This window comes from Mitsuaria sp. WAJ17 (genome assembly GCF_014174515.1).
In the GTDB taxonomy this organism is placed as follows: domain Bacteria; phylum Pseudomonadota; class Gammaproteobacteria; order Burkholderiales; family Burkholderiaceae_C; genus Roseateles_B.
The window spans coordinates 40,665-60,377 of the sequence record NZ_JACJUG010000028.1; the positions used below are offsets into that span (position 1 = coordinate 40,665).

General features: G+C 70.7%; 24 protein-coding genes. 16 read left to right on the plus strand and 8 right to left on the minus strand.

Annotated features, from left to right (window positions below):
• Positions 1–18: 18 nt before the first annotated feature.
• Positions 19–249 carry a formate dehydrogenase subunit delta gene (locus H5407_RS19310; protein ID WP_183106126.1) on the plus strand — a complete coding sequence of 77 codons (231 nt, stop codon included), beginning with the start codon at positions 19–21 and terminating at the stop codon, positions 247–249.
• 21 nt (positions 250–270) lie between these two features.
• Here the strand turns inward: H5407_RS19310 and H5407_RS19315 are convergent, their stop codons facing one another.
• Positions 271–1,245, minus strand: a complete 975-nt coding sequence (locus H5407_RS19315; RefSeq protein ID WP_183106127.1) for a hypothetical protein — start codon at positions 1,243–1,245, stop codon at positions 271–273.
• Positions 1,246–1,850: 605 nt separating this feature from the next.
• Between H5407_RS19315 and H5407_RS19320 the strand changes: the two genes are divergently transcribed.
• The 5 genes from H5407_RS19320 to H5407_RS19340 all read left to right on the plus strand — a co-directional run bounded on the left by H5407_RS19320 (position 1,851) and on the right by H5407_RS19340 (position 4,981).
• Complete coding sequence (locus tag H5407_RS19320) at positions 1,851–2,945, plus strand: hypothetical protein (protein WP_183106128.1); 1,095 nt, start codon at positions 1,851–1,853, stop codon at positions 2,943–2,945.
• Positions 2,946–2,977: 32 nt separating this feature from the next.
• A complete protein-coding gene (locus H5407_RS19325; RefSeq protein WP_183106129.1) occupies positions 2,978–3,181 on the plus strand; it encodes a hypothetical protein in 204 nt (67 codons plus the stop codon).
• Positions 3,182–3,291: 110 nt separating this feature from the next.
• Positions 3,292–3,456 (plus strand): hypothetical protein, encoded by a 165-nt coding sequence (locus tag H5407_RS19330; RefSeq protein ID WP_183106130.1) that lies wholly within the window; start codon positions 3,292–3,294, stop codon positions 3,454–3,456.
• An 87-nt stretch (positions 3,457–3,543) separates the two neighbouring features.
• A complete protein-coding gene (locus H5407_RS19335; protein ID WP_183106131.1) occupies positions 3,544–4,020 on the plus strand; it encodes a DUF2059 domain-containing protein in 477 nt (158 codons plus the stop codon).
• Positions 4,021–4,165: 145 nt separating this feature from the next.
• Complete coding sequence (locus H5407_RS19340) at positions 4,166–4,981, plus strand: isocitrate lyase/phosphoenolpyruvate mutase family protein (RefSeq protein WP_183106132.1); 816 nt, start codon at positions 4,166–4,168, stop codon at positions 4,979–4,981.
• A gap of 39 nt (positions 4,982–5,020) precedes the next feature.
• Here H5407_RS19340 and H5407_RS19345 read toward each other — a convergent pair whose 3' ends face one another.
• Positions 5,021–5,485 carry a GNAT family N-acetyltransferase gene (locus tag H5407_RS19345; RefSeq protein WP_183106133.1) on the minus strand — a complete coding sequence of 155 codons (465 nt, stop codon included), beginning with the start codon at positions 5,483–5,485 and terminating at the stop codon, positions 5,021–5,023.
• 106 nt (positions 5,486–5,591) lie between these two features.
• On the opposite strand from H5407_RS19345, the gene H5407_RS19350 reads away from it, so the two are divergent.
• The 3 genes from H5407_RS19350 to H5407_RS19360 all read left to right on the plus strand — a co-directional run bounded on the left by H5407_RS19350 (position 5,592) and on the right by H5407_RS19360 (position 6,979).
• Positions 5,592–6,095, plus strand: a complete 504-nt coding sequence (locus tag H5407_RS19350; RefSeq protein ID WP_220800689.1) for a DUF1579 domain-containing protein — start codon at positions 5,592–5,594, stop codon at positions 6,093–6,095.
• A gap of 96 nt (positions 6,096–6,191) precedes the next feature.
• Entirely contained in the window at positions 6,192–6,407 is a 216-nt protein-coding gene (locus H5407_RS19355; protein ID WP_183106134.1) for a YgaP-like transmembrane domain, read from the plus strand.
• A complete protein-coding gene (locus tag H5407_RS19360) occupies positions 6,404–6,979 on the plus strand; it encodes an RNA polymerase sigma factor (RefSeq protein ID WP_183106135.1) in 576 nt (191 codons plus the stop codon). The genes H5407_RS19355 and H5407_RS19360 overlap by 4 nt, the downstream gene beginning before the upstream one ends.
• A gap of 6 nt (positions 6,980–6,985) precedes the next feature.
• On the opposite strand, the gene H5407_RS19365 is transcribed toward H5407_RS19360, so the two are convergent.
• Complete coding sequence (locus tag H5407_RS19365; protein ID WP_183106136.1) at positions 6,986–7,756, minus strand: SDR family NAD(P)-dependent oxidoreductase; 771 nt, start codon at positions 7,754–7,756, stop codon at positions 6,986–6,988.
• A gap of 95 nt (positions 7,757–7,851) precedes the next feature.
• Here H5407_RS19365 and H5407_RS19370 point away from each other — a divergent pair, with 95 nt between their 5' ends.
• Complete coding sequence (locus tag H5407_RS19370; protein ID WP_183106137.1) at positions 7,852–8,790, plus strand: LysR family transcriptional regulator; 939 nt, start codon at positions 7,852–7,854, stop codon at positions 8,788–8,790.
• Positions 8,791–8,802: 12 nt separating this feature from the next.
• Here the strand turns inward: H5407_RS19370 and H5407_RS19375 are convergent, their stop codons facing one another.
• Positions 8,803–9,585, minus strand: a complete 783-nt coding sequence (locus H5407_RS19375; RefSeq protein ID WP_183106138.1) for an ABC transporter substrate-binding protein — start codon at positions 9,583–9,585, stop codon at positions 8,803–8,805.
• A gap of 176 nt (positions 9,586–9,761) precedes the next feature.
• Here H5407_RS19375 and moaA point away from each other — a divergent pair, with 176 nt between their 5' ends.
• The 3 genes from moaA (at position 9,762) to mobA (ending at position 12,197) form a co-directional block, all read left to right on the plus strand.
• Positions 9,762–10,898: a GTP 3',8-cyclase MoaA gene (moaA, locus tag H5407_RS19380; protein ID WP_183106139.1), complete on the plus strand. Its 1,137-nt coding sequence runs from the start codon at positions 9,762–9,764 to the stop codon at positions 10,896–10,898.
• Between the two features lie 302 nt (positions 10,899–11,200).
• Positions 11,201–11,554, plus strand: a complete 354-nt coding sequence (locus H5407_RS19385; RefSeq protein WP_183106140.1) for a hypothetical protein — start codon at positions 11,201–11,203, stop codon at positions 11,552–11,554.
• Positions 11,547–12,197 carry a molybdenum cofactor guanylyltransferase MobA gene (gene mobA / locus H5407_RS19390; protein ID WP_310737672.1) on the plus strand — a complete coding sequence of 217 codons (651 nt, stop codon included), beginning with the start codon at positions 11,547–11,549 and terminating at the stop codon, positions 12,195–12,197. The genes H5407_RS19385 and mobA overlap by 8 nt, the downstream gene beginning before the upstream one ends.
• Before the next feature lie 210 nt (positions 12,198–12,407).
• On the opposite strand, the gene H5407_RS19395 is transcribed toward mobA, so the two are convergent.
• Positions 12,408–14,165: a PKD domain-containing protein gene (locus tag H5407_RS19395; RefSeq protein WP_183106142.1), complete on the minus strand. Its 1,758-nt coding sequence runs from the start codon at positions 14,163–14,165 to the stop codon at positions 12,408–12,410.
• A 204-nt stretch (positions 14,166–14,369) separates the two neighbouring features.
• Here H5407_RS19395 and H5407_RS19400 point away from each other — a divergent pair, with 204 nt between their 5' ends.
• A complete protein-coding gene (locus H5407_RS19400; protein WP_183106143.1) occupies positions 14,370–14,954 on the plus strand; it encodes a GNAT family N-acetyltransferase in 585 nt (194 codons plus the stop codon).
• 154 nt (positions 14,955–15,108) lie between these two features.
• Positions 15,109–17,112 carry an OPT family oligopeptide transporter gene (locus H5407_RS19405; RefSeq protein ID WP_183106144.1) on the plus strand — a complete coding sequence of 668 codons (2,004 nt, stop codon included), beginning with the start codon at positions 15,109–15,111 and terminating at the stop codon, positions 17,110–17,112.
• 8 nt (positions 17,113–17,120) lie between these two features.
• Here H5407_RS19405 and H5407_RS19410 read toward each other — a convergent pair whose 3' ends face one another.
• Positions 17,121–17,609: a VOC family protein gene (locus tag H5407_RS19410; protein WP_255501331.1), complete on the minus strand. Its 489-nt coding sequence runs from the start codon at positions 17,607–17,609 to the stop codon at positions 17,121–17,123.
• 193 nt (positions 17,610–17,802) lie between these two features.
• On the opposite strand from H5407_RS19410, the gene H5407_RS19415 reads away from it, so the two are divergent.
• Positions 17,803–18,174 carry a hypothetical protein gene (locus tag H5407_RS19415; protein ID WP_183106145.1) on the plus strand — a complete coding sequence of 124 codons (372 nt, stop codon included), beginning with the start codon at positions 17,803–17,805 and terminating at the stop codon, positions 18,172–18,174.
• 40 nt (positions 18,175–18,214) lie between these two features.
• Here the strand turns inward: H5407_RS19415 and lepB are convergent, their stop codons facing one another.
• Both lepB and H5407_RS19425 read right to left on the minus strand, forming a co-directional pair.
• The gene (gene lepB / locus H5407_RS19420) at positions 18,215–18,895 is read right to left on the minus strand and encodes a signal peptidase I (RefSeq protein WP_183106146.1); all 681 of its coding nucleotides are present in this window, start codon (positions 18,893–18,895) and stop codon (positions 18,215–18,217) included.
• A gap of 115 nt (positions 18,896–19,010) precedes the next feature.
• Positions 19,011–19,713: YceI family protein (locus H5407_RS19425; protein WP_183106147.1), on the minus strand; the 703-nt coding region annotated here is incomplete at its 5' end.

Sequence of the window (19,713 nt, forward strand, 5' to 3'; positions counted from 1 at the left end):
CACGCATCGCGACACACCATGGATATCGCCAAACTCGTCCGCATGGCCAACCAGATCGGCACCTTCTTCCAGGCCATGCCCGACCATGCCGAGGCCCTCGACGGCATCGCCCTGCACCTCCAGAAGTTCTGGGAACCCCGCATGCGACGGGAATTCCTCGGCGCACTGGAGGCAGGGCATGCCGACACCGCTTCCCTGTTGCCCATCGTGCGAGAAGCGGTGCAAGCACGGCGGGCCGCGCTCAAGTGAGGTCGCGGCCCGCGCCGGGGCTCACTCCTCCCCTTCGATCAGCACCCAGTTGAAGCTGCGCGTCAGGTTGATCTGGAAGCCCACCTGGGAGACCCCGCTGTCCAGGAACTCGATGCCCAGCGCCTTGCCGGAACGCAAGCTGGGGCTGGGCACATGGTTCAGGGAGGGAACATAGAACGAGGCGGGATCCGCCACCGAGAGCCGGACCTGCTTGTTCACGTAAAGGGTCTGGATGTTGTTCTTCAGGTACATGCCCACGTCCACGCCGCCGTAAAGGTAGGTATTGGGCTGGATCGCATTGACGAAGCCGAACAGGGCCTGCTGCGGCGCGATGTCAAGGACCCTGCCCGAGAAGCTGCCAGTGGCCAGGGCGATCTGGCCGGCGGCACCGGCCAGCTTGCCGTTGATGTAGTCACCCAGCCAGGGCACCCAGCCCAGCGAGTTGTCGCAGCCGGTGGTCTGGCTGGGCTCGAAGCTGACGTTGGCGCCGCTGATGGCACCGGTGTAGGGGTTGTAGTCCAGGGTGGCGACGATGGAACCGATGGTTAGCGAGACATTGCACTCGAAGCTCACCGGGCCAGAACGCCCGTTGGCCTGCAGCACGACGTCATAGCGCAGGCCGTCCAGACGGAAGCGGATGTTCCCGCCCTGCAGGCCCGAGAGCGAGGCGTTCAGGGTGCCTCGCAGCACGCCGGAAGGGTATTTCATCCGCACCGAGACATCGCCGGACTGCGCCACCGCGGCGCGCACCGCGTCGTTCAGGGCCCACTGGATGCCCTGGTAGTAGCCCTGGGCCGTGCCGATCAGGCTGCTCATCTGCGCCGACTGCGCCAGGTCCCCGCCGCTCAGGGGGGTGGCGCTGCCCTGCCAGGTGGCGGAAGCCGCATAGCTGCTGCCGCTCAATGAGGACTGGTAGGTGTTGCCGCTGCGGGCCTGGGCCGTGTTCGCGGACAGCAGGATGGCCAGGGCGCATCCGATCGCTTGGATCACTCTCATGGGTTCACTCCCTCGTCAATGGACTGGTCTTGCTTCCAGATAGCGCGGGCCATTCGAAGGGCCTGCGCAGGCTCGTGGCGCAGGGCAGCGCATGAGGCCGCCCCGGCCGCCGCGCAGGCTAAGGCGAGGCGGTGGCGGGTCGACACCTGTCAACTCTGACAGCATCATGGCGGCAAACCCGCGGCGTCCGGGCGACGCTACCGGCGCGCGCTGAGCCGCCTGTTGAGTGCGCACCCACATTCGGTGGAGCGGGGCTGCGGCTCCACAAGTCGCTATGCGCACAGCCCTCGGGGGCGTTCGGATCCGGCAGGCCCTTTCTGTGAGCGGCGCGGTCGCCAGCGCCCGCCTGTCAGCGAACCGCCAACGCTCGGTCTACACTCCCCGGCCGAGGGATGCGCATGACTGGGAAGCACCGCTGGATCGCCGCACTTGCCCTGCTGGTCCTGGGCAGCAGCCTGGGGTGGAGGCAGTGGCGGGAGCCGCAGGACCCGATGCCGCCCCCGCAGGCTCCGGCCCCGCGACCGGCGGCTGCCTCGCGGGCATCTGCACCGGCACCCCAGCCGCTGCCTTCGTTCGCCCGATCGACACCTGCGCCGAGCCCGCTGTTGGCGGCTCCGCGGCCGGACGGCCTCACGCCCCGCGCCCGCCGCATGCGCGAGGATTGGTGCGGCTACGGACTACAGGAAGCCCACAAGGAGGAACAGCAGCGAGAGGCCCGGCAGATCAGGGACACGGCCGACGAGGCGGCCGAGGACACCGGCGAGGCGGAGCTGCTGATGGCCCAGGCACGGGAACAGGTGCTGGCCTTCTGGATCAGCGTCCTTCGGGATCGCAAGGACCTGCGCTCCCAGGCCATCGCCGACTACCTCGCTGGCGACACGCCCAGCCGCGCCCATCTGCAGGACCTTGCCCGGCGCAGCACCGATCCCATGGTCACCGCCCTGGCCCTGCAGCGCCCGTGCAAGGGCCAGGCCTGCACGGCAGTCGACAAGGCCCAGTGGGCGCGCCTGGAGCCGGACAACCTGATGGCCTGGATGGCGCAGACGGGGACGGAGCAGACGGCCTATCTGATCGAGCGCATGGGTCGGGAGGCCCAGCGCAGCGAGGACTACCTGCTGCCCCTGAGCCAGGCCCTGGCCGAGCTGAGCGTTGCCACAACGCCCGGCCTGCGCCAGATGGCCGAGCTGGAGCTCATGGCCGGTGTCCTGGCGTCCTGGAATCTGCCCGCCATGCGCCCCGTGCTGGACGGCTGCCAGGCGGCCCGCACCCAGCCCGCCATGGCCACTCACTGCGAGCGCATCGCCCAGCTGATGTGGGGCAGCTCCCACCTCCTGGGCCGCGGACTGGCCCTGGCCCTGGCACGCCGCCTGGTGCCGCCCACCCATGACCAGCGCCCGGAGTGGGAGCGCCGCGCCCTGCGCTATGAGGCCCTGGTGCAGGCCGAGATGGATCGCAGCCAGGCCCAGGCGGAGCGCTGGGCACACCGACTGCCGCAGGAGGGTTGCCGCGTCGCCGCCTTCGACCATGCCGAGCTGCGCAAGCGCATGCGGCTGGGCGAATGGGCCTTCGCCCAGGACTTCCAGGCCGCCAGCGGCGACAGCCTGGAAGTCCTGGCGCTCAGGAACCGCGCCAGCCGCGATGGTCGTTCGCTGCTGGACAGCCCGGTGCCCGCCAGCGCGGCTGCGCCCTCGGGCCGCTGAAGCCCCGGCGCGCCCACGGCACAATGCCGCCCATGAGCCAAGAAGTCCCCACCGTCCACCTGACTCCCGAGGAACGCGACCACCTCTGGTACATGCCCCAGCAGCCCGGTGGCCGCATCGTGCCGGAGCCCATCCAGCAGCGCCTGCAAGACCTGGGCCTGGTGACCGCGCCCCTGGCCGACGGCCAGCGTGGCATCACCGTGCTGGGGGACAAGGTCCGGCGTGGCGTGATCTGAGGGGACAGGTCGGACCGCTGCATTGCCGGCCCTGTGCTGTCTGGAGCCGCCCCACGGCGCGACAGACGCCAGGGCGCCTGCGGCAGCGCGCGCCCAGAGGGCGGCATTGCATGACACCGATCACGGAATTGGCGCGCCGCGATCGGCGCCATCGCAGCCGGGGTGGCAACCGGCCGCCGCCGGCCACCCAGCGTGGCGGCGCCCCCGCTGCGCGGGTGAAGTCCGGCAGCGCCGCGCCCAACGCGGCCGACGCCAGTTCGCCCCGCTCCAGCTGAAATCCAGGGTACAAGTGCGTCCTGCATGCAGCGCCGGGCCGCCTCCGCGAAGGCAGGCGCCGCACGAGACCAAGAACCGGAGTTCCCATGAAGCGTCATATCAAGACCGCCGTCGCCATCGCCACCCTGGGCTTCAGCAGCCTGGGCTTTGCAGCCGACACGGCTCCCGTCGAGGCCGCCCGCCTGCTCGACACCCTCAACCTGCAGCGGGTGCTGCAGGAATCCATCGAGACCTCGCTGGATGCCCAGATTCAGCGCCAGCCCAAGCTCGCCCCCTACCGGGCGGTGATGCTCAGCTTCATGGCCAAGTACATGAGCTACGAGGGGCTCAAGGGCGAGCTGATCGACATCTACGCCAAGGAGTTCAGCGGCGAGGAGCTTGCCGCCCTGCGCGAGTTCTACCAAACGCCCGTGGGCCGCAAGGCCATCGAGCGCCTTCCCGCGCTGATGGCACAGGGCATGCAAATGGGCCAGCGGCGCGTGCAGGCCCACCTGGGCGAGCTGGAGGACATGATCAAGTCCGAGACGCAACGCCTGCAGTCCCAGCAGCAGAAGACGCCCTGACCGGCGTGCACCGGACGCCCGCCCCGCCTTGCCCACGGTTTGCGTGCTGGACGAGGCAGAGGTCCGATTCCGTCCAACCCCGCGGCGCCCTGGCGTCTAGAGTACAGGCTCCCTCCCACGACCTGCCTGCACCGCTATGACTTCCATGAGCACGCGCTCTCAAGACCTTCAAGACTTCCACGCCCTGCATGCCCCCGGCCAGCTGCTGATCCTGGCCAATGTCTGGGACGCCGGCAGCGCCGTGCTCGCCCGGCAGGCCGGCGCCCGCGCCCTGGCCACCAGCAGCGCGGCCCTGGCCTGGTCCCTGGGCCATGCCGATGGCGGGCTGCTGCCCCGCGAGGAGCTGCTGGGCGCCGTGGCGCGCATCCAGCGCGTCAGCCCTCTGCCCCTCAGTGTGGACATCGAGAACGGCTACAGCGACGACCCCGGCATCGTGCTCGAGCTGGTCCAGGCGCTGCTGGCGCTGGGCGTCGCCGGCATCAACCTGGAAGACGGTCAGCAGCCCGCCGAGCTGATGGAAGCCAAGCTGCGTACCCTGCGCGAGGCCCTGCCCCGGCCGGGCCTGTTCATCAATGCCCGCATCGACACCTACCTGCTGCGCCGCCAGCCCGCCGAGGCGCTGGAGGACGAGGCCCGCTCGCGGATGGCGCGTTACACGGCCGCCGGTGCCGACGGCCTCTTCCTGCCCGGCCTCGCCGACCTGGACGTGGCCCGCCGCCTGGCCGGGGCGGCAGCGCTGCCGCTGAACCTGATGAGCTGGCCCGGCCTGCCCGGCGCCGAGGCCCTGCGCGCGGCCGGTGTGCGCCGCCTGAGCGCGGGCGCATCGCTGTTCAAGTCCTGCTATGGCGCGCTGCTGGATGGCATGACGGCCCTGCACCGGCACGGCGAGTTCCAGGCCTGGGCACAGCCGCTGGACTATGCCCGGACCAATGCCTGGATGGACGAGGCCCGAAGCGCCTGAGGTGCCCGCCGGAGCGGCGCACAGGCAAGGCCCGGGGGCTCAGGGCCCGGCCAGCTCGAACAGAAACTCCAGCTCCTCGTCGCCGTAACGGTCCCGACGGCCGGTGGGCCGCCAGCCCAGGTGGCGGTAGAAGCCGGGGGAACGCAGCGTCGGATCGCTGGCGCAGCCCAGGAAGAGCCGCTGGTGGCCACGAGCCCGCAGGTCCGTCATCAGGCACTGCAGCAGGCGGCGGCCCAGGCCCTGGCCCTCATAGGCGGGCAGCAGGGCCAGCACCACGACCTCACCGCTGGCGACGTTGCCAAAGGCATAGCCGGCCATCTGCCCGCCCTGCCAGGCGACATATCCGATCAGCTCGCCGCGCCGGACCTCGCCGGACCAGGACTCCACGGTGATGCCCAGGGCCGCCAGGCGCTCGGCCGGGACGGCGTTCTCGCGGGTGCGGCCGCGCAACTCGACGCAGGCGGCGATGTCTTCCGGCCGGGCCGGGTGCAGAAGGATGTCCATGGCGCTGCATTGTGCAGGCCCACCGCTGCCGCAGCCTGCTGACAGACGGTGGCAGGGGCCGGCCTTAGGCTGCGGGCCTTGCCATCCCGATTCACCCAAGACGCCCATGAACCTGCCCGCCCCGATTCCCATGCGCGACGACGCCCCGAAGGACTTCGACTTCATCCACGGCCACTGGCGTGTGCGCCATCGCCGCCTGCTCAGGCGACTGCAGGGTTGCCAGGAATGGGTGGCCTTCGAAGGGCTGTCGTCCGCGCGCCCGGTGCTGGGCGGCTTCGGCAACCTGGAGGACAACCTGCTCCAGCTGCCCGAGGGCGAAGTGCGGGCCGTGGCCCTGCGTTCCTATGACGCGGCCCAGCGTCAATGGTCCATCTGGTGGCTGGATGGCCGCCTGCCTGGCCAACTGGACACCCCCGTTGTGGGCGGATTCCAGGGCCATCGCGGCGAATTCCTGGCCGAGGACCAGTTGGACGGCCGCCCTATCCGCGTGCGCTTCACCTGGCTGGCCGAGCCCGGCAAGCCGCCGCGCTGGAGCCAGGCCTTCTCGCCGGACGGCGGCCAGACCTGGGAGGAGAACTGGACCATGGAGTTCCTGCCGCTGGCGCCCTGAGCGGCGCCGCAGAAAATTTATTCGCGCGGCTGAATCCTTTGGCGACTTCCCTGCCTCTTGTCCCGGGTCATCCACTGCCAGCCCGGGAGGCTGTCCATGTTCTATCTGAAACGCAATGTGCCCGCGGTTGAACGCATCGCACGCCTGGCGGGCGCCACCTTGCTGGCCCTGGCGGCCGGCTTCGCCGGACTCGGCCCGGCCTGGGCCTGGCTGCTGGGCGGCTCGGCCCTGGGCCTGGCGCTCACCGCCCTGCTGGGCTTTTGCCCGGCCTGCGCGATGATGGGGCGCCGCCCCCTGGACCGTCAGCCATGAATCCTGCCCATGCCCCCCTGGTCGAGGCCGCCCGCGCGGGAAACCCCCAGGCCCTGGATGAACTGCTGCGCCGCTGCCAGCCAGACCTGCGGCGCTTTGCCCGGCGCAGCTGTGCCAGCACCGAGGACGCCGAGGACGCCGTGCAGCTGGCCCTGTGGCAGCTGCACCGGCGCATCGGCACCCTGCGCACGGTGGCGACCTTCACCACCTGGCTGTTCCGCATCGTCGAGCGTGAATGCTGGCGGCTGCTGCGCGGCCACCCGCGCCACGTGCCCCTGGACGAGCTGGCCGCGCAGGACCACCCCGAAGCACCCGCCCTGCCCCTGGACCTGCGCCGGGACCTGGTCCGCGCCCTGCAGGCCCTGAGCCCGCCCTACCGTGAGGTGCTGCTGCTGCGCGATGTGCATGAGCTCAGCGGCCCCGAGGTGGCCGCCGAGCTGGGTCTGAGCCTGGAAGCGGTGAAGAGCCGACTGCACCGGGCCCGCGCCCAGGTGCGCGAGCGTCTGCTGGGCAGCGGCTACTGGCTGAAGGATGGGGGACCGGAAGCGGCGGCTCCGCCCCCGCCTGCCTGAGGCACCTCAGAGGAACATGCCGCCCGAGGCCTCGATGCGCTGGCCGGTGATCCAGGCCGCACCCGGCTGCATCAGGGCGGCCACGGCACCGCCGATGTCCTCGGCCTCGCCCACCCGCCCCAGGGCCGTGACCGAGGCCAGGTAGGCATTGAGCTGGGCGTTGTCACGCACCGCGCCGCCGCCGAAATCGGTGGCGATGGCGCCGGGAGCCAGGGTGTTGACGCGGATGCCGCGCGCCGCCAGCTCCCTGGCCTGGTAGCGGCTCATCACCTCCACCGCCCCCTTCATCGCGGCATAGCCTGCGTAGCCCGGCACGGTGAAGCGGGTCAGACCGCTGGAGATGTTGAGCAGGCGGGCACCGTCTGACAGCAGAGGCAGCAGAGCCTGAGTCAGGAAGAAGGGGCCCTGCAGGTGAAGGCGCCACATCTGCTCCATCTGGACCGGCGTGGTCTCGACCACGCTGGCATGCAGGCCGGCTCCGGCGTTGTTGACCAGGCCGTCAAGCTGCTCTCGACCCCAGTCGGCCAGCTGCGCCTTCAGGGCCTGGACGAAGGCCGGGAAGCCGTCGATCTGCGCCATCTCCAGCGGCAGCGCGGCGGCGCGGCGGCCGAGTGTCTGGATCTGCGCCACCACGGCCTGCGCGCCCGCGATCGACTCGCGGTAGGTGATCAACACGTCGTGGCCGCTGCGGGCCAGCGCCAGGGCCATGGCGGCGCCCAGGCCACGGCTGCCGCCGGTGATCAGGGTGAGGGGGGAGGTTGGAGTGGGCTTGTTCATGGCGAGGTCCTGCATCGGTTGAGGGATGTCTTCACTTTATTGATCGGCCCATTGCGCATAAAGTCAGTCAAATTGAATTGAATGTTCCAGAATTCATGAACAACAGCCGCGAACTCGACCTCTCTTCGCTCCGTGTCTTCGTGCGCGTGGCCGAGCTGGCGCATTTCAGCCGGGCGGCCGAGGGACTGGGCCTGCCCAAGGCGCGGGTGAGCCAGATCGTCGGCGAGCTGGAGTCGCGTCTGGGCACACGGCTGCTGCAGCGCACCACCCGCCGAGTCAGCCTGACGCCGGACGGCAGCCTGCTGTTGGAACGCGCCCGCGCCCTGCTGGACGAGGCCGCCGAGATGGCCACCCTGTTCCAGCAGGAAGGCGAGCTCGGCGGCCGCCTGCGCGTGGACCTGCCAGTGCGCCTGGCGCTGCAGGCGGTCTTTCCCGCCCTGCCGGCCTTTCTGGACGCACACCCGGGCCTGCAGCTGGAGCTGAGCTGCACCGATCGCCGGGTCGATCTGATCGAGGAAGGCGTGGACGCCGTGCTGCGCATCGGCCCCGTGCATGACACCAGCCTGGTGGCGCGGCCCCTGGGCCATCTGCCCATGGTCAACGTGGCCAGCCCGGCCTATCTGGATCGCCGCGGTCGCCCCCAGACGCCCGAGGACCTTCGCCGGCAAGGGCATGCCCTGGTGCACTACAGCCAGACCTTTGCCGAGCGCGAGGCCGTCTTCGAGTGGCAGGACGCGGGCGGTCTCCTGCAGCACCTGGCCCTGCCTTGGCGGGTGTCCGTCAACAACACCGACGCCTTCGAGGCCGCGGCCCTGGCCGGCGCGGGCATCGTTCAGCTGCCGATCACCGGCGTGCGCGAGGCCCTGGCCCAGGGCCGACTGGAGCGCCTGCTGCCCGGATTCGAGGCCCCGCGCCTGCCCATCACCCTGCTGCGCAGCGCGCGCCGGCACACGCCGCGGCGGGTGCGGGTGTTCATGGACTGGCTGGCGCAGGCCCTGGACACCGCGCTGGCCCAGGCGTGCAGGCCGCTGTGAAATCCCCCGGCCTCAGACGCCGTACTGCCGCCGCAGCGCGTCCAGCCGCCCCTGCCGGCGCAGCTGCTCCAGCGCGTCCTGCAGTTGCTGCGCCAGGGCACGGGCCCCGGGGACCACGCCGAACCAGTAGGCGCCCTCGCCGTCCAGCTCCTGGAGAGGCTTCAGCACCTCGGTGCCCAGGCCCAACTGGCGGACCGCCCAGGCCGCCGCCAGTTCGTTCATGGCCAGGAACTCGGCCCGGCCGGCCACCAGCATGCGCAGCGCCGTCGTGTAGTTGACGGAGACCTGCAGCTGCGCCGGCGACACATGGAACTCCTCCAGCAGCTTGCGATGCGTGGCCGTGCCTTTGTTGACCACCACCTGCGCCGAGCCCAGTCGGGACCAGCCTCGGAATTCCAGCTCGCTGCGTTGGGCCAGGCGGTAGAGCATCACCCGGCGGCGCAGCACGGGGCCGATCCAGAGGTACATGTCCTCGCGCTCGGGCAGGCGCACCAGGGGGAAGGCCACCACGCCCGGCCCCAGCATGGTTGCCTGCTGCAAGCGCAGGAAGGGCTGGATCTCCACCCAGCCGGGCAGGCCCAGCTGGGCGGCCATCTCCCGGAAGAGATCGACGAAGAGGCCGTGGACCCGCCCGCCTTCCTCGAAACTCAGGGGCGGCAGCGAGTTCGCGTAGCCCAGCAGCTGGTCCAGGCCCAGGGGCGAGGGAGCGGACCAGGCCGGCGCCGCCACGACGCCCGCCCCCAGGACGGCCTGGAGACACTGGCGGCGAGAGAGGGGCCGGTCTGACGAGCGCATGCGGCCATGATCCGGCCCAGCCCCTCACGAAGCTGACGGCGCCGGCCGAAGCGCCCTGCATTCGTGATTTGTCACCGCCGGCACCCGCACCGGCAGGCCTAGCGCGGGCCTTGACCTTGCTCAAGCCCATTGCCCTTCCCCCGGCGACCACCGGCGGCGCGCGGCACAATGGCACCATGTCCGAACGCGTGATCCCCCTGCTGGACCAGCGCCAGCGCTCCCCGGTGCCGCCCCGCCCGGCCGGGATCGCCCTGCCCGAGCCGGGCACCGCCTTGCTGGACGCCCGCGGGCGCCCCTTGCGCGACCTCCGCATCTCGGTGACGGACCGCTGCAACTTCCGCTGCAGCTACTGCATGCCGAAAGAGGTTTTCGACCACTACCACCCCTTCCTCTCGCACGGCGAGCTGCTGAGCTTCGAGGAGATCACCCGGCTGGCTGGCGTCTTCGTGCGCCTTGGGGTGCAGAAGCTGCGGCTGACGGGCGGCGAGCCCCTGCTGCGCAAGCATGTGGAGCGCCTGGTCGAGTTGCTGGCGCCCCTGCGCACGCCGCAAGGGCAGCCCCTGGACCTCACGCTGACGACCAACGGCTCCCTGCTGGCCCGCAAGGCCCGCGCCCTGAAGGACGCCGGCCTGCAACGGGTCACGGTGAGCCTGGACGCCTTGGACGACGCCATCTTCCAGCGCATGAACGACGTCGGTTTCCCGGTGGGCGAGGTGCTGGCGGGCATCGAGGCCGCGCAATCCGTGGGCCTGGGGCCCATCAAGGTGAACATGGTGGTCAAGCGCGGCACCAACGAGGACCAGATCCTGCCCCTGGCCCGGCATTTCAGGGGCACGGGCGTGGTCCTGCGCTTCATCGAGTACATGGACGTGGGCGCCAGCAACGGCTGGCGCATGGACGAGGTCCTGCCCTCGGCCCAGGTGCTGGCGAGGCTGCGCGAGCATTGGGAGATGGTGCCTCTGTCGGCCAGCGCGCCGGGCGAGACCGCCGAGCGCTGGGCCTATGCCGACGGCAAGGGCGAGATCGGCCTGATCTCCAGCGTCACCCAGGCCTTCTGCGGGGACTGCAACCGCGCGCGACTCTCCACCGAGGGCCAGCTCTACACCTGTCTCTTCGCCAGCGGCGGCCACGACCTGCGTGCCCTGCTGCGGGGCGAGCGCGGGCATGCAGCCCTGGACGACGAGTCCCTGGTCGCCACCCTGGCCGCCTTGTGGAACCGCCGGGCGGACCGCTATTCCGAGCTGCGCTCCGAGCTGATGGCCGAGCCGGGGAGTGGGCAGCGGCGCATCGAGATGCACTACATCGGAGGGTGAATGGCCCCCCCCCTACCGGCTTCGCCAGCCCCCCCGAGGGGGCACGGCCGTAGGACCGGCAAAGCCGGATCCTCGGCCGTCGTGCCTGAGGGCCCGCTGGCGCGGCCCGGCTGGCTGACGGGCGCTGCAGGGAGATTCGGCCCGGTCAGGGACGCACAGAGCGGGACCCGCAGGACCGGCAAAGCCGGATCCTCGGCCCTCGTGCCTGAGGGCCCGCTGGCGCGGCCCTGTCCAGGGCGGCGTGTACAGATCGGCAAGCTTCTTGTCCCGGGCATTCGGGGCTGATTGACATCGAGACCGCCATGCCCCCCTCACCTCCCGAGCATTTCCACGAAGCCCTCACGGGCTGGTTCACGCCACCGGTGCGGCGGCGGGCGCTGCTGCTGACGGCGCTGAGCTTCGTGGTGCCCTGGCTGCTGGGGGCCTGGATCAAGCTGGGGCAGCAACCGGGGCTGCACAACGACGCCGAACGCCAGCAGCTGCTGGTGGACTACATGGTGACGGGCGCCATCCTCTTCTGCCTCAGCATGGTGCTGACCTGGCTGATCGGGACCTGGATCCTGGCTGTGATGAAGGGCCGCCAGCTGCTGGGCGATGACTTTCCTGAAGAGACGCATCGGCCCAGCCCCGCCGATGACCGGGTGCGCCGTGGCTGAGCGGGGCCCCGGGCCGGCACAGATCACCGGCCTCATCCTTGCCGGTGGCGAGGGCCGCCGCATGGGTGGGCAGGACAAGGGCCTGCTCCTGCTGCACGGACGACCGCTGGCAGCCCATGCCCTGGAGCGCCTGGCACCGCAGGTGGGCCAGGTGCTGATGAGTGCCAACCGCCATGCCGGGGCCTATGCCGCCCTGGGCGTGCCGGTGCTGGAGGACTGCCTGCCCGGTTTCCTGGGCCCGCTGGCGGGCCTGCTGACCGGCCTGCAGGCCTGCGGGACCGACTGGCTGCTGAGCGTGCCCTGCGACAGCCCTGCCCTGGTCCCGGACCTGGCGGCACGCCTGGCCACCGCGCTGGGCCAGGCGCCCGAGGCACGGGTCGCCCTGGTGGAAGGCCCGGACGAGGAGCGCGGCGGCTGGCGCCTGCACCCGGCCCTGGCCCTGATGCACCGGTCCTTGGCGGCACCGCTGGCCCAGGCCCTGGCCGCCGGCGAACGACGCCTGGGCCAGTGGCTCGGCAGCCAGCCGCACGTCCGCGTTCGCTTCGACCGTGCCGAAGACGCCCTGATGCTGGCCAATGCCAACACCCCCGAGGCCCTGGCCGCGCTGGCAGATCGCTGGAACGCGCGTGTGGCGCCGCCTTGATGGCACTCGCAGGCTCACCGCGCCCGCGCGTTGCCCTCCTGACCTCCTGCCCTTCACTCAGGCCATCGACCAGGACGGCCACGGGGTCAGGTCTTGCCTCCAGCCGCCCTCCCTGCGGACCCGCGCCCCGACGAGGGTCCACGCAGAAGCCGGAACAGGCCCCGCAGGGCCTGCCCATGGCCGGGCGAGCCGGCCGGCTTCAGCGCGAACTCACTTGAGGCTCAGCGTCACGCCCGAGAACGTGGCATAGGCATAGAGCCCAACGTACACCACATCGCCCGCCGCCACGGCCAGGGTGCAGCTTTCGGTGTTGCTGCTGCTCCAGGAGCGGCAGCCGTAGCTGCTGGTCGTGGGCGCCGCGCCCTTGCGCAGGTAGAGGTCGGCATCGCCGCTGCCGCCGCTGCTGGCGAAGGTGACGCTGCTGACGCCGGAGGGCACGGTATAGGTGTAGCTCAACCAGCTGCCCTTGCTGGCGGACAGATTGGTCTTGGGGAAACCGCTGCCGCCGCCGGTCACGCTCACGGTGGCGGACTTGCTGTTGCTGGCCCCCTTGTCGTCGGTGACGGTCAGGCTGACCGTGTAGCTGCCCGCGCCGGCATAGGTGTGAGCGGGCTGCAGGCCGCTGCCGGTCGTGCTGTCACCGAAGGTCCAGGCGTAGCTGACGATGCTGCCGTCGGCATCGCTGGAGCCCGCGCCCGAGAAGGTGCAGGCCAGGCCCGTGCAGCTGCTGGTGAAGCTGGCCACGGGCGGCGTGTTGTTGCCGCCGGTGCCGCCGTCGCCATCGGGCACTTGGTTGTTGAAGTGGGTGGCGACCTGGGGCCAGATCTTGCTGATCTTCACGCCCTGGTTGGTGCAGCCGCCGAAATGGTGCAGGGCCAGGGCCTTGTTGCTGGAGCCAGCGATCACGGGCGAACCGGACGAGCCGCCTTCGGTGTCACAGTAGTAGGCGACGTCCGTGCCCGTGCCGTTGCCATTGGCGTTTGCATTGTTGATCTTGCAGTTGCCGCCGCCGTCCTGGTCGCTGGTGAGGGCCAGCTGCTTGGGCTTGCCGCCGCCGTGCTGGGCGATGTAGATGGTCTCGTTGAGGATGGGGTCGTGCACGTCCAGCCCCAGGTAGCCGAAGCTGGCCACATTGGCGAAGTTGTTGATGGTGAACAGGGTGTAGTCCAGGGTGGCGTCGGTCTTGAGCAGGGTGCCGCCGGTCACCTTGGTCACAGCGGCCAGGGTGCTGCCGCCGCAGCTCGTCTTCTGGTAGTTGAACCAGACCTCGGTATTGGTCAGCGTGGACTGATCGGCGAAGCAGTGGTTGTTGGTGAACATGCGATTGTCCGGGCCCACGCGCCAGCCCGTGCACAGGCTGCTGCCTGCCATCAGCAGGCGCGCCACCGGGCGGGTGCGGTCCACCTGGGTGGGATTGCTGCTGGCGAAGCAGACCGGGTCGCGGCGCTCGTCCGTGCCGCAGACGGACAGCGTGGTGCGCTCCGCTGCCGAGATCTGGCCGGCATGGAACTGGTCGATGCGCAGGGCGTGCGAGGCGCCCCAGGCCACGCCGGGCGGCAGCACCAGGGTCACGGTGGCGCTGTCGCCGAAGACCGAGAGCGCGGCAAAGCGCGTCACCCCGTCCTCACCCTGGTTGCGGTCGAAGGTGCGGTTGGCCTGGGGCTCGGCCTCGTAGCGATGCGCCTCGCGGCCATCCGCCGAGGCGACCAGCACATAGGCGCCGGCCGGCAGGCGGAACTCGGCGAAGTGCACCTTCACGAAGTCCGCGCCCTGCGAGCGCAGCTGCTGGCTCAGGCGGCGTTCGGTGCTGCCCAGGGCCTGGCGCGGATCGACAGCAAAGCGCAGATCGGCGGCCACCGGACGCGCGACGGTGATCGGCCGGGGATGGGTATCGGTGGACTGTGCCAGGCTCGCGAGCGGCAGGACGGCGCCCAGCAGACAGGCGGCAAGGGGACGGATCAGGGTCATGGCTTCCTCGTTGCATGAACTGTGAGGGAAGCGGCCCACGGCTGTCGGCAGGCCGCCACGGTGCTCCCGGCACTGCAGAGCCTGCGGTGCCACGGGGCAGCTGATGGCCCCCCGTGACACCGCCGGGCCATGATGGCAAAGGGCGCCCCGCTGCCAAGCTGCAAGGCCTGACAGGCCCGGCCGTGTTTCCCCTATGCTTGGCGCATGTTCCCAGCCCTAGCCACCCACTCCACCGTCTTCGCCCGGACCCTGCCGCCGGGACTTGAGATTCGCCTCATGCGCGAATCCGACCTCAAGGCCTACAAAGCCCTGCGCGACGCCATGCTGGCCCGCCACGAGGAGGCCTTCACCTCCGACGCCGCCGCCGAGCGAGGCCGCGAGGCTGCGAGCTACCGCAGCCGCCTCAGCGGCGCCGGGCACTGCCTCTTCACCCTGCTGGCCTGGGACGGCCGGCAGCTGCTGGGCGCCCTTTCCGCGGAGTGCGACGGCCGCGCCAAGATCCGCCACATCGCCCACATCGTGGGCATGATGGTGGACGAGGCCGCCCAGGGCCGCGGCCTGGGACACGCCCTGATGCAGGCTGCCCTGGCCCTGCTGGCCCAGGACGAGGCCCTGCAGCTGGTGACCCTCAGCGTGACCCGCAGCAACACCCCCGCGCGCCGCCTCTACGAACGCTGCGGCTTTGTCCGCTATGGCCGCCTGGAGGGCGCCATCGTCCTGCCCGACGGCCGCCAGCTGGACAAGGACCTCATGGTGCTGCGCCTGCGCGCGCCGACGCCGGCCGCCTGAGCAAGACCTGGCCCCAGGCAGACCCCGCGAGCCGGGGCGCCAGTCGCCCACCCCGTAATCGACCCGATCCCGGCTGCGGCTACACGCGCGATGATGCCGGCTTCCAGGGCCTGCCCTCCGGCCGGGCCCGCCACGCCAATAAGGAAGCCGTGCCATGAGCTCGTCTCAGACACCCTCGACCCACCCCCACCCCCCCCTGGGGAGTGAGCTGACCCTGCGCGGCATCGTGCTGGGCATCCTCATCACCCTGGTCTTCACCGCGGCCAACGTCTACTTCGGCCTCAAGGCCGGCCTGACCTTCGCGACCTCCATCCCGGCCGCCGTGATCTCCATGGCCCTGCTGCGGCGCTTCGCGGGGAACTCCATCGGCGAGACCAATATCGTGCAGACCATCGCCTCCTCGGCAGGCACGTTGTCCTCCATCATCTTCGTGCTGCCCGGCCTGGTGATGATCGGCTGGTGGACAGGCTTCCCGTACTGGGTCTCAGTCACCATCTGCGCCCTGGGCGGCGTGCTGGGCGTGATGTATTCCATTCCCCTGCGCCGCGCCCTGGTCACCAACTCGCCCCTGCCCTACCCCGAAGGCGTCGCCTGCGCCGAGGTGCTCAAGGTGGGCCATGCCGACGGCGAGGCCGCCGGCGAGAGCAGCCGCCAGGGCCTGCGCGCCATCGTGATGGGCTCGCTGGTGTCAGCCGGCTTCGCGGTGGTGATCGCCACCAAGGTTTTCGCCGACAAGATCGCCGACTACTTCCGCGTCTCCGGCAGCTCCAACAGCGCCAGCGGCTATGACTTCAACCTCAGCTTCGCCCTGCTGGCCGTGGGCCACCTGGTGGGCCTGTGGGTGGGCCTGGCCATCCTGGTCGGCGCGCTGATCGGCTGGGGCGCCGCCGTGCCCTACCTCAGCGGCCTGGTGGAGGGCTCGGGCCCGATCCAGGACATCGCCCGGACCGTCTGGAGCAAGCAGGTGCGCTTCCTCGGCGCCGGTGCCATCGGCGTGGCCGCCCTGTGGACTTTGGTCAAGCTGGCGCGCCCGGTCTTCGACGGCCTGCATGGCGCGCTAATGGCCAACAAGGTGCGCAAGGCCGGCCAGGGCGCCAGCCTGCCGCGCACCGAGCGCGACATCCCCATCGGCACCGTGGGCCTGATCACCGCGGCCTGCCTGCTGCCCATCGGCTTCATGCTGTCGCACTTCATCGGCGGCGCCGGCCTGGGTGAGCATATGGCCCTGCTGGTTGTGGGCGGCCTGGTGTACATCGTGCTGATGAGCTTCTTCGTGGCCGCCGTGTGCGGCTACATGGCAGGCCTGATCGGCTCCTCCAACAGCCCGCTGTCCGGCGTGGGCATCCTGGTGGTGCTGGGCATCGCGCTGCTGCTGGCCTTTGCCGTCAAGCCCCTGCTGCCGGCCACGGCCGGGCAGGCCCTGGTGGCCTTCGCCCTGTTCGTGACGGCCGTCGTCTTTGCTGTGGCCACCATCTCCAATGACAACCTGCAGGACCTGAAGACCGGCCAGTTGGTGGACGCCACGCCCTGGCGCCAGCAGGTGGCCCTGATCATCGGCGTGCTGGCCGGCGCGGTGGTGATTCCGCCCGTGCTGGACCTGCTGAACAAGGCCTACGGCTTTGCCGGTGCGCCCGGCGCCAACCCGGCCACGGCGCTGGCCGCACCGCAGGCCGCACTGATCTCGGCCCTGGCCAAGGGCGTGATCCAGGGGGACCTGAACTGGAACCTGATCGCCATCGGCGCCCTCATCGGCGTCACCGCCATCGTGGTGGACGAGTTCCTGAAGCGCGCCAGCAGCGGCAAGGTCTATCTCCCGCCCCTGGCCATCGGCCTGGGCATCTACCTGCCGCTCAACAGCACGCTGATGATCGTGGTGGGCGCCATCGCCGGCTGGTACTTTGACCGCCGCGCCGAACGCAGCGCCCAGCCCGAAGCCACCAAGCAGCTGGGCGTGCTGCTGGCCTCCGGCATGATCGTGGGCGAGAGCCTGATCGGCGTGATCCTGGCCGCCATCGTCGTGTTCTCCGGCCAGGGCGAGCCCCTGGCCCTGGTGGGCGACAGCTTCCACACCGCCAGCAAGTGGCTGGGCGGCCTGGCCTTCGCGGGCCTGGGCATCCTGCTGTACCGCCGCCTGCTGGGCGTGAACGCCAAGGCCTGAGACCCGCCTCATGCATGACGAGGGCGCCCCGCGGGGCGCCCTTTCTCATGGGCAGGCTCAGGCCTTGAGCCTGTGCCGCCGGTTCCCTGGCCGGCGCCGGCCATGGCCGCCGGGTCCATCCACAGCGCGGCCCACATATGGCCGTCCGGGTCGGCCAGGTCGCGGGTGAGCATGAAGCCGTGGTCCTCCATCGGGTTCACGTCAGCCGTTCCGCCATGGGCAGCCGCGGCTTCGTTCATGGCGTCCACGGCCGCGCGGCTTTCCAGCACCAGGGAATGCATGTGGTCGCAGCTGCCGGCCGGCGGAAAGGGCCGCTGCGTGAAGGAGCGCCACTTGGCATGCGAGACCAGCATCACGCTGATGGCTTCGCTCCAGACCATGCAGGCCCCGCTGTCGTCGCTCATCCGCGGGTTGCGGGTGAAGCCCAGGGCTTCGTAGAAGGTGATGGACCGCGGGACGTCGGCCACGGGCAGGCTGATGAAGAGGGATCTGGACATGAGGGGCTCCTGGGGTGGGTGAGGCCCGCAAGCGGGGCTTCCCTGGTACGACGAACGGGGCGGTGCGGATTCGACAGACGGTGCCGGCCCCATCCGCCCGACCCGATCGTGCGACAGGCGGCGCTCGAACAGCAAGCCGCGGCGGCCCCGGCCCGAGTCGATGCTAGATTCAGCTGCGCCGGCCTCCTCGGTCATGATCCTGAACGGTACCGAGGACCCGCTGGTGCCCTACGGCGACGGTGAGATCAACCTGCTGGGGCTGTTCTACAAGGGCGGGCAGGTCCTCTCGTCCACCGCCTCGGCCCAGTACTTCGCTGACCGCACCGCCATCGCCGGCACGCCCCGGCTCACCGGGACGCCCACGGCGCAGGGCAGCCGTATTGAGCACGCGCGCTGGCAAGCGGCCGACGGCCACACCGAGGCCGAACTGGTCACCCTGCATGGCGCCGGCCACGGGCTGCCCAAGCCCTGGGCGCGCCACCCCCGCCTCTTGGGGCCCTCGCCGACAGAGCCCAACGGGCCTGCCTTGGTCTGGGACTTCTTCGAGCGGCAGGCCAGGCACTGAGGGCCGGGCGGAGTCACGGCGGCACAGCGCCGCCAACCCCTCACCTCAACACCATCCCGAAGCGATCAAAGCGCGGCGTCCAGAAGCCATCGATGTCCGCCGAGGCGAGGATGTGATGCGCACGCCCGATCACGGCCTCGCGGGGCACGAGGCCGATATAGCGGGAGTCGGTGCTGTTGTCGCGGTTGTCGCCCAGCACCAGCAGCTGGCCGGGCGGCACGGTGAGGGGCTCGAAGCTGGAGCGTGCGTGCACGCCGTCCAGCCACTGCACCAGCCGGGTCTGGCCGCCCACGCGCTCCTGCACGCGGCGGGCCGGCCAGTCGCCGATGCCTGCAATGGGCTCGCGCACCGGGGTCTCGTTCTCGTAGGCGGCCGCTTCGCCGTTGATGTAGAGGCGCTCGTCGCGCATCTCGACCTGGTCACCACCCACGGCCACCACGCGCTTGATCAGGCGGGTGCCGTCCTTGGGGGAGCTGAAGGTGATGATGTCCCCGCGCTGCGGGTCCCCCAGGCGGGCGAGCACGATCTGGCTCAGCGGCAGCTTGAAGTCGTAGGCCACGCGGTTGACCAGCACCACGTCGCCCTCCAGCAGATTGGGGCGCATGGAGCCGGTGGGAATCGGATTCCAGTCCGCGATCGCCGTGCGGAAGAAACCGAAGCACAGCAGGAAGATCAGGAAGCCGCGGTTCTCGCGCAGCCATTGCATCACGGGTTTTTTCATGGGCCTCTCTCCTGGTGTCCAGGCCGAAGCATGGCGGGGTGGACTTAGCAAGGTCTTAAGCGGCCGAAGGCGGGCGATGAGCGCCTGTCGGGCCCCCGGCCTTGCTGCCATGCGGTCAACGCGGACGCAGCGCCAGATCCAGGGTCACCCCGATGTCGTCCTGCACAGCCAGCATTCCGCCCAGCAGGCTCAGGGGCTGAATGCCGAAGTCAGTGAGGCGCAGGGCCAGCTGACCTTGCACGCGCAAGACCTGACCCTCCGTTGAGGGCGCCATTGCCAGCGCCAGCGGCAGTCGCCAGCGCCGCTGCTGGCCATGCCAGTCGATCTCGACCTCCGCCAGCACCTGCGCGCCCTCGCCGCGCAGCATCACCGACTGCACGCGCAGCCAGGGGTGGCGGGCGGCATCGAGCATGGCCGGGCCCAGCAGGTTGGCGCGGGTCCCGGCGATGGCTTGGGCATCCGGCCGGGACGCGAAAGCGGGCCCGAGCTGCGCGCGCCGTGCGGGCTCGTCCAGCGCCACGTCCTCCAGGCGCAGGGCCAGCGCGAAGCGGGTGCGGGCGAGCTGGGCGGGGCTGAGCCGGGTCGGGTCCTGGGCATCGGCCGGCAGCTGCAGCCAGCCCTGCAGCCGGGGCGCCGTGACGACGTGGTTGTGCCCGAGGCCGGCCAGCGCCCCTTGCCGGAAGGCCAGCACCTGCAGCAGCGAGGCCGCGGGGTCGATGCGCCACAGCAGGCCTTCGGCCGGCTCCGGCTGGGGGGCGTCCGAGGGCTCGACGGCAGGCGCCGCCTCGGCCTCAGCCGCAGCGTCGCGCGAGCCCACA

Coding starts and splice junctions, on each gene's coding strand:
- H5407_RS19310 (WP_183106126.1), top strand. CDS start 19: ATGGATATCGCCAAACTCGTCCGCATGGCCAACCAGATCGGCACCTTC.
- H5407_RS19370 (WP_183106137.1), top strand. CDS start 7,852: ATGAACAACAGCCGCGAACTCGACCTCTCTTCGCTCCGTGTCTTCGTG.
- H5407_RS19325 (WP_183106129.1), top strand. CDS start 2,978: ATGAGCCAAGAAGTCCCCACCGTCCACCTGACTCCCGAGGAACGCGAC.
- H5407_RS19385 (WP_183106140.1), top strand. CDS start 11,201: ATGCCCCCCTCACCTCCCGAGCATTTCCACGAAGCCCTCACGGGCTGG.
- H5407_RS19315 (WP_183106127.1), bottom strand. CDS start 1,245: ATGAGAGTGATCCAAGCGATCGGATGCGCCCTGGCCATCCTGCTGTCC.
- H5407_RS19330 (WP_183106130.1), top strand. CDS start 3,292: ATGACACCGATCACGGAATTGGCGCGCCGCGATCGGCGCCATCGCAGC.
- H5407_RS19415 (WP_183106145.1), top strand. CDS start 17,803: ATGATCCTGAACGGTACCGAGGACCCGCTGGTGCCCTACGGCGACGGT.
- H5407_RS19405 (WP_183106144.1), top strand. CDS start 15,109: ATGAGCTCGTCTCAGACACCCTCGACCCACCCCCACCCCCCCCTGGGG.
- H5407_RS19355 (WP_183106134.1), top strand. CDS start 6,192: ATGTTCTATCTGAAACGCAATGTGCCCGCGGTTGAACGCATCGCACGC.
- H5407_RS19360 (WP_183106135.1), top strand. CDS start 6,404: ATGAATCCTGCCCATGCCCCCCTGGTCGAGGCCGCCCGCGCGGGAAAC.
- H5407_RS19350 (WP_220800689.1), top strand. CDS start 5,592: ATGAACCTGCCCGCCCCGATTCCCATGCGCGACGACGCCCCGAAGGAC.
- H5407_RS19400 (WP_183106143.1), top strand. CDS start 14,370: ATGTTCCCAGCCCTAGCCACCCACTCCACCGTCTTCGCCCGGACCCTG.
- H5407_RS19335 (WP_183106131.1), top strand. CDS start 3,544: ATGAAGCGTCATATCAAGACCGCCGTCGCCATCGCCACCCTGGGCTTC.
- lepB (WP_183106146.1), bottom strand. CDS start 18,895: ATGAAAAAACCCGTGATGCAATGGCTGCGCGAGAACCGCGGCTTCCTG.
- H5407_RS19365 (WP_183106136.1), bottom strand. CDS start 7,756: ATGAACAAGCCCACTCCAACCTCCCCCCTCACCCTGATCACCGGCGGC.
- H5407_RS19395 (WP_183106142.1), bottom strand. CDS start 14,165: ATGACCCTGATCCGTCCCCTTGCCGCCTGTCTGCTGGGCGCCGTCCTG.
- H5407_RS19340 (WP_183106132.1), top strand. CDS start 4,166: ATGAGCACGCGCTCTCAAGACCTTCAAGACTTCCACGCCCTGCATGCC.
- H5407_RS19410 (WP_255501331.1), bottom strand. CDS start 17,609: ATGTCCAGATCCCTCTTCATCAGCCTGCCCGTGGCCGACGTCCCGCGG.
- moaA (WP_183106139.1), top strand. CDS start 9,762: ATGTCCGAACGCGTGATCCCCCTGCTGGACCAGCGCCAGCGCTCCCCG.
- H5407_RS19345 (WP_183106133.1), bottom strand. CDS start 5,485: ATGGACATCCTTCTGCACCCGGCCCGGCCGGAAGACATCGCCGCCTGC.
- H5407_RS19375 (WP_183106138.1), bottom strand. CDS start 9,585: ATGCGCTCGTCAGACCGGCCCCTCTCTCGCCGCCAGTGTCTCCAGGCC.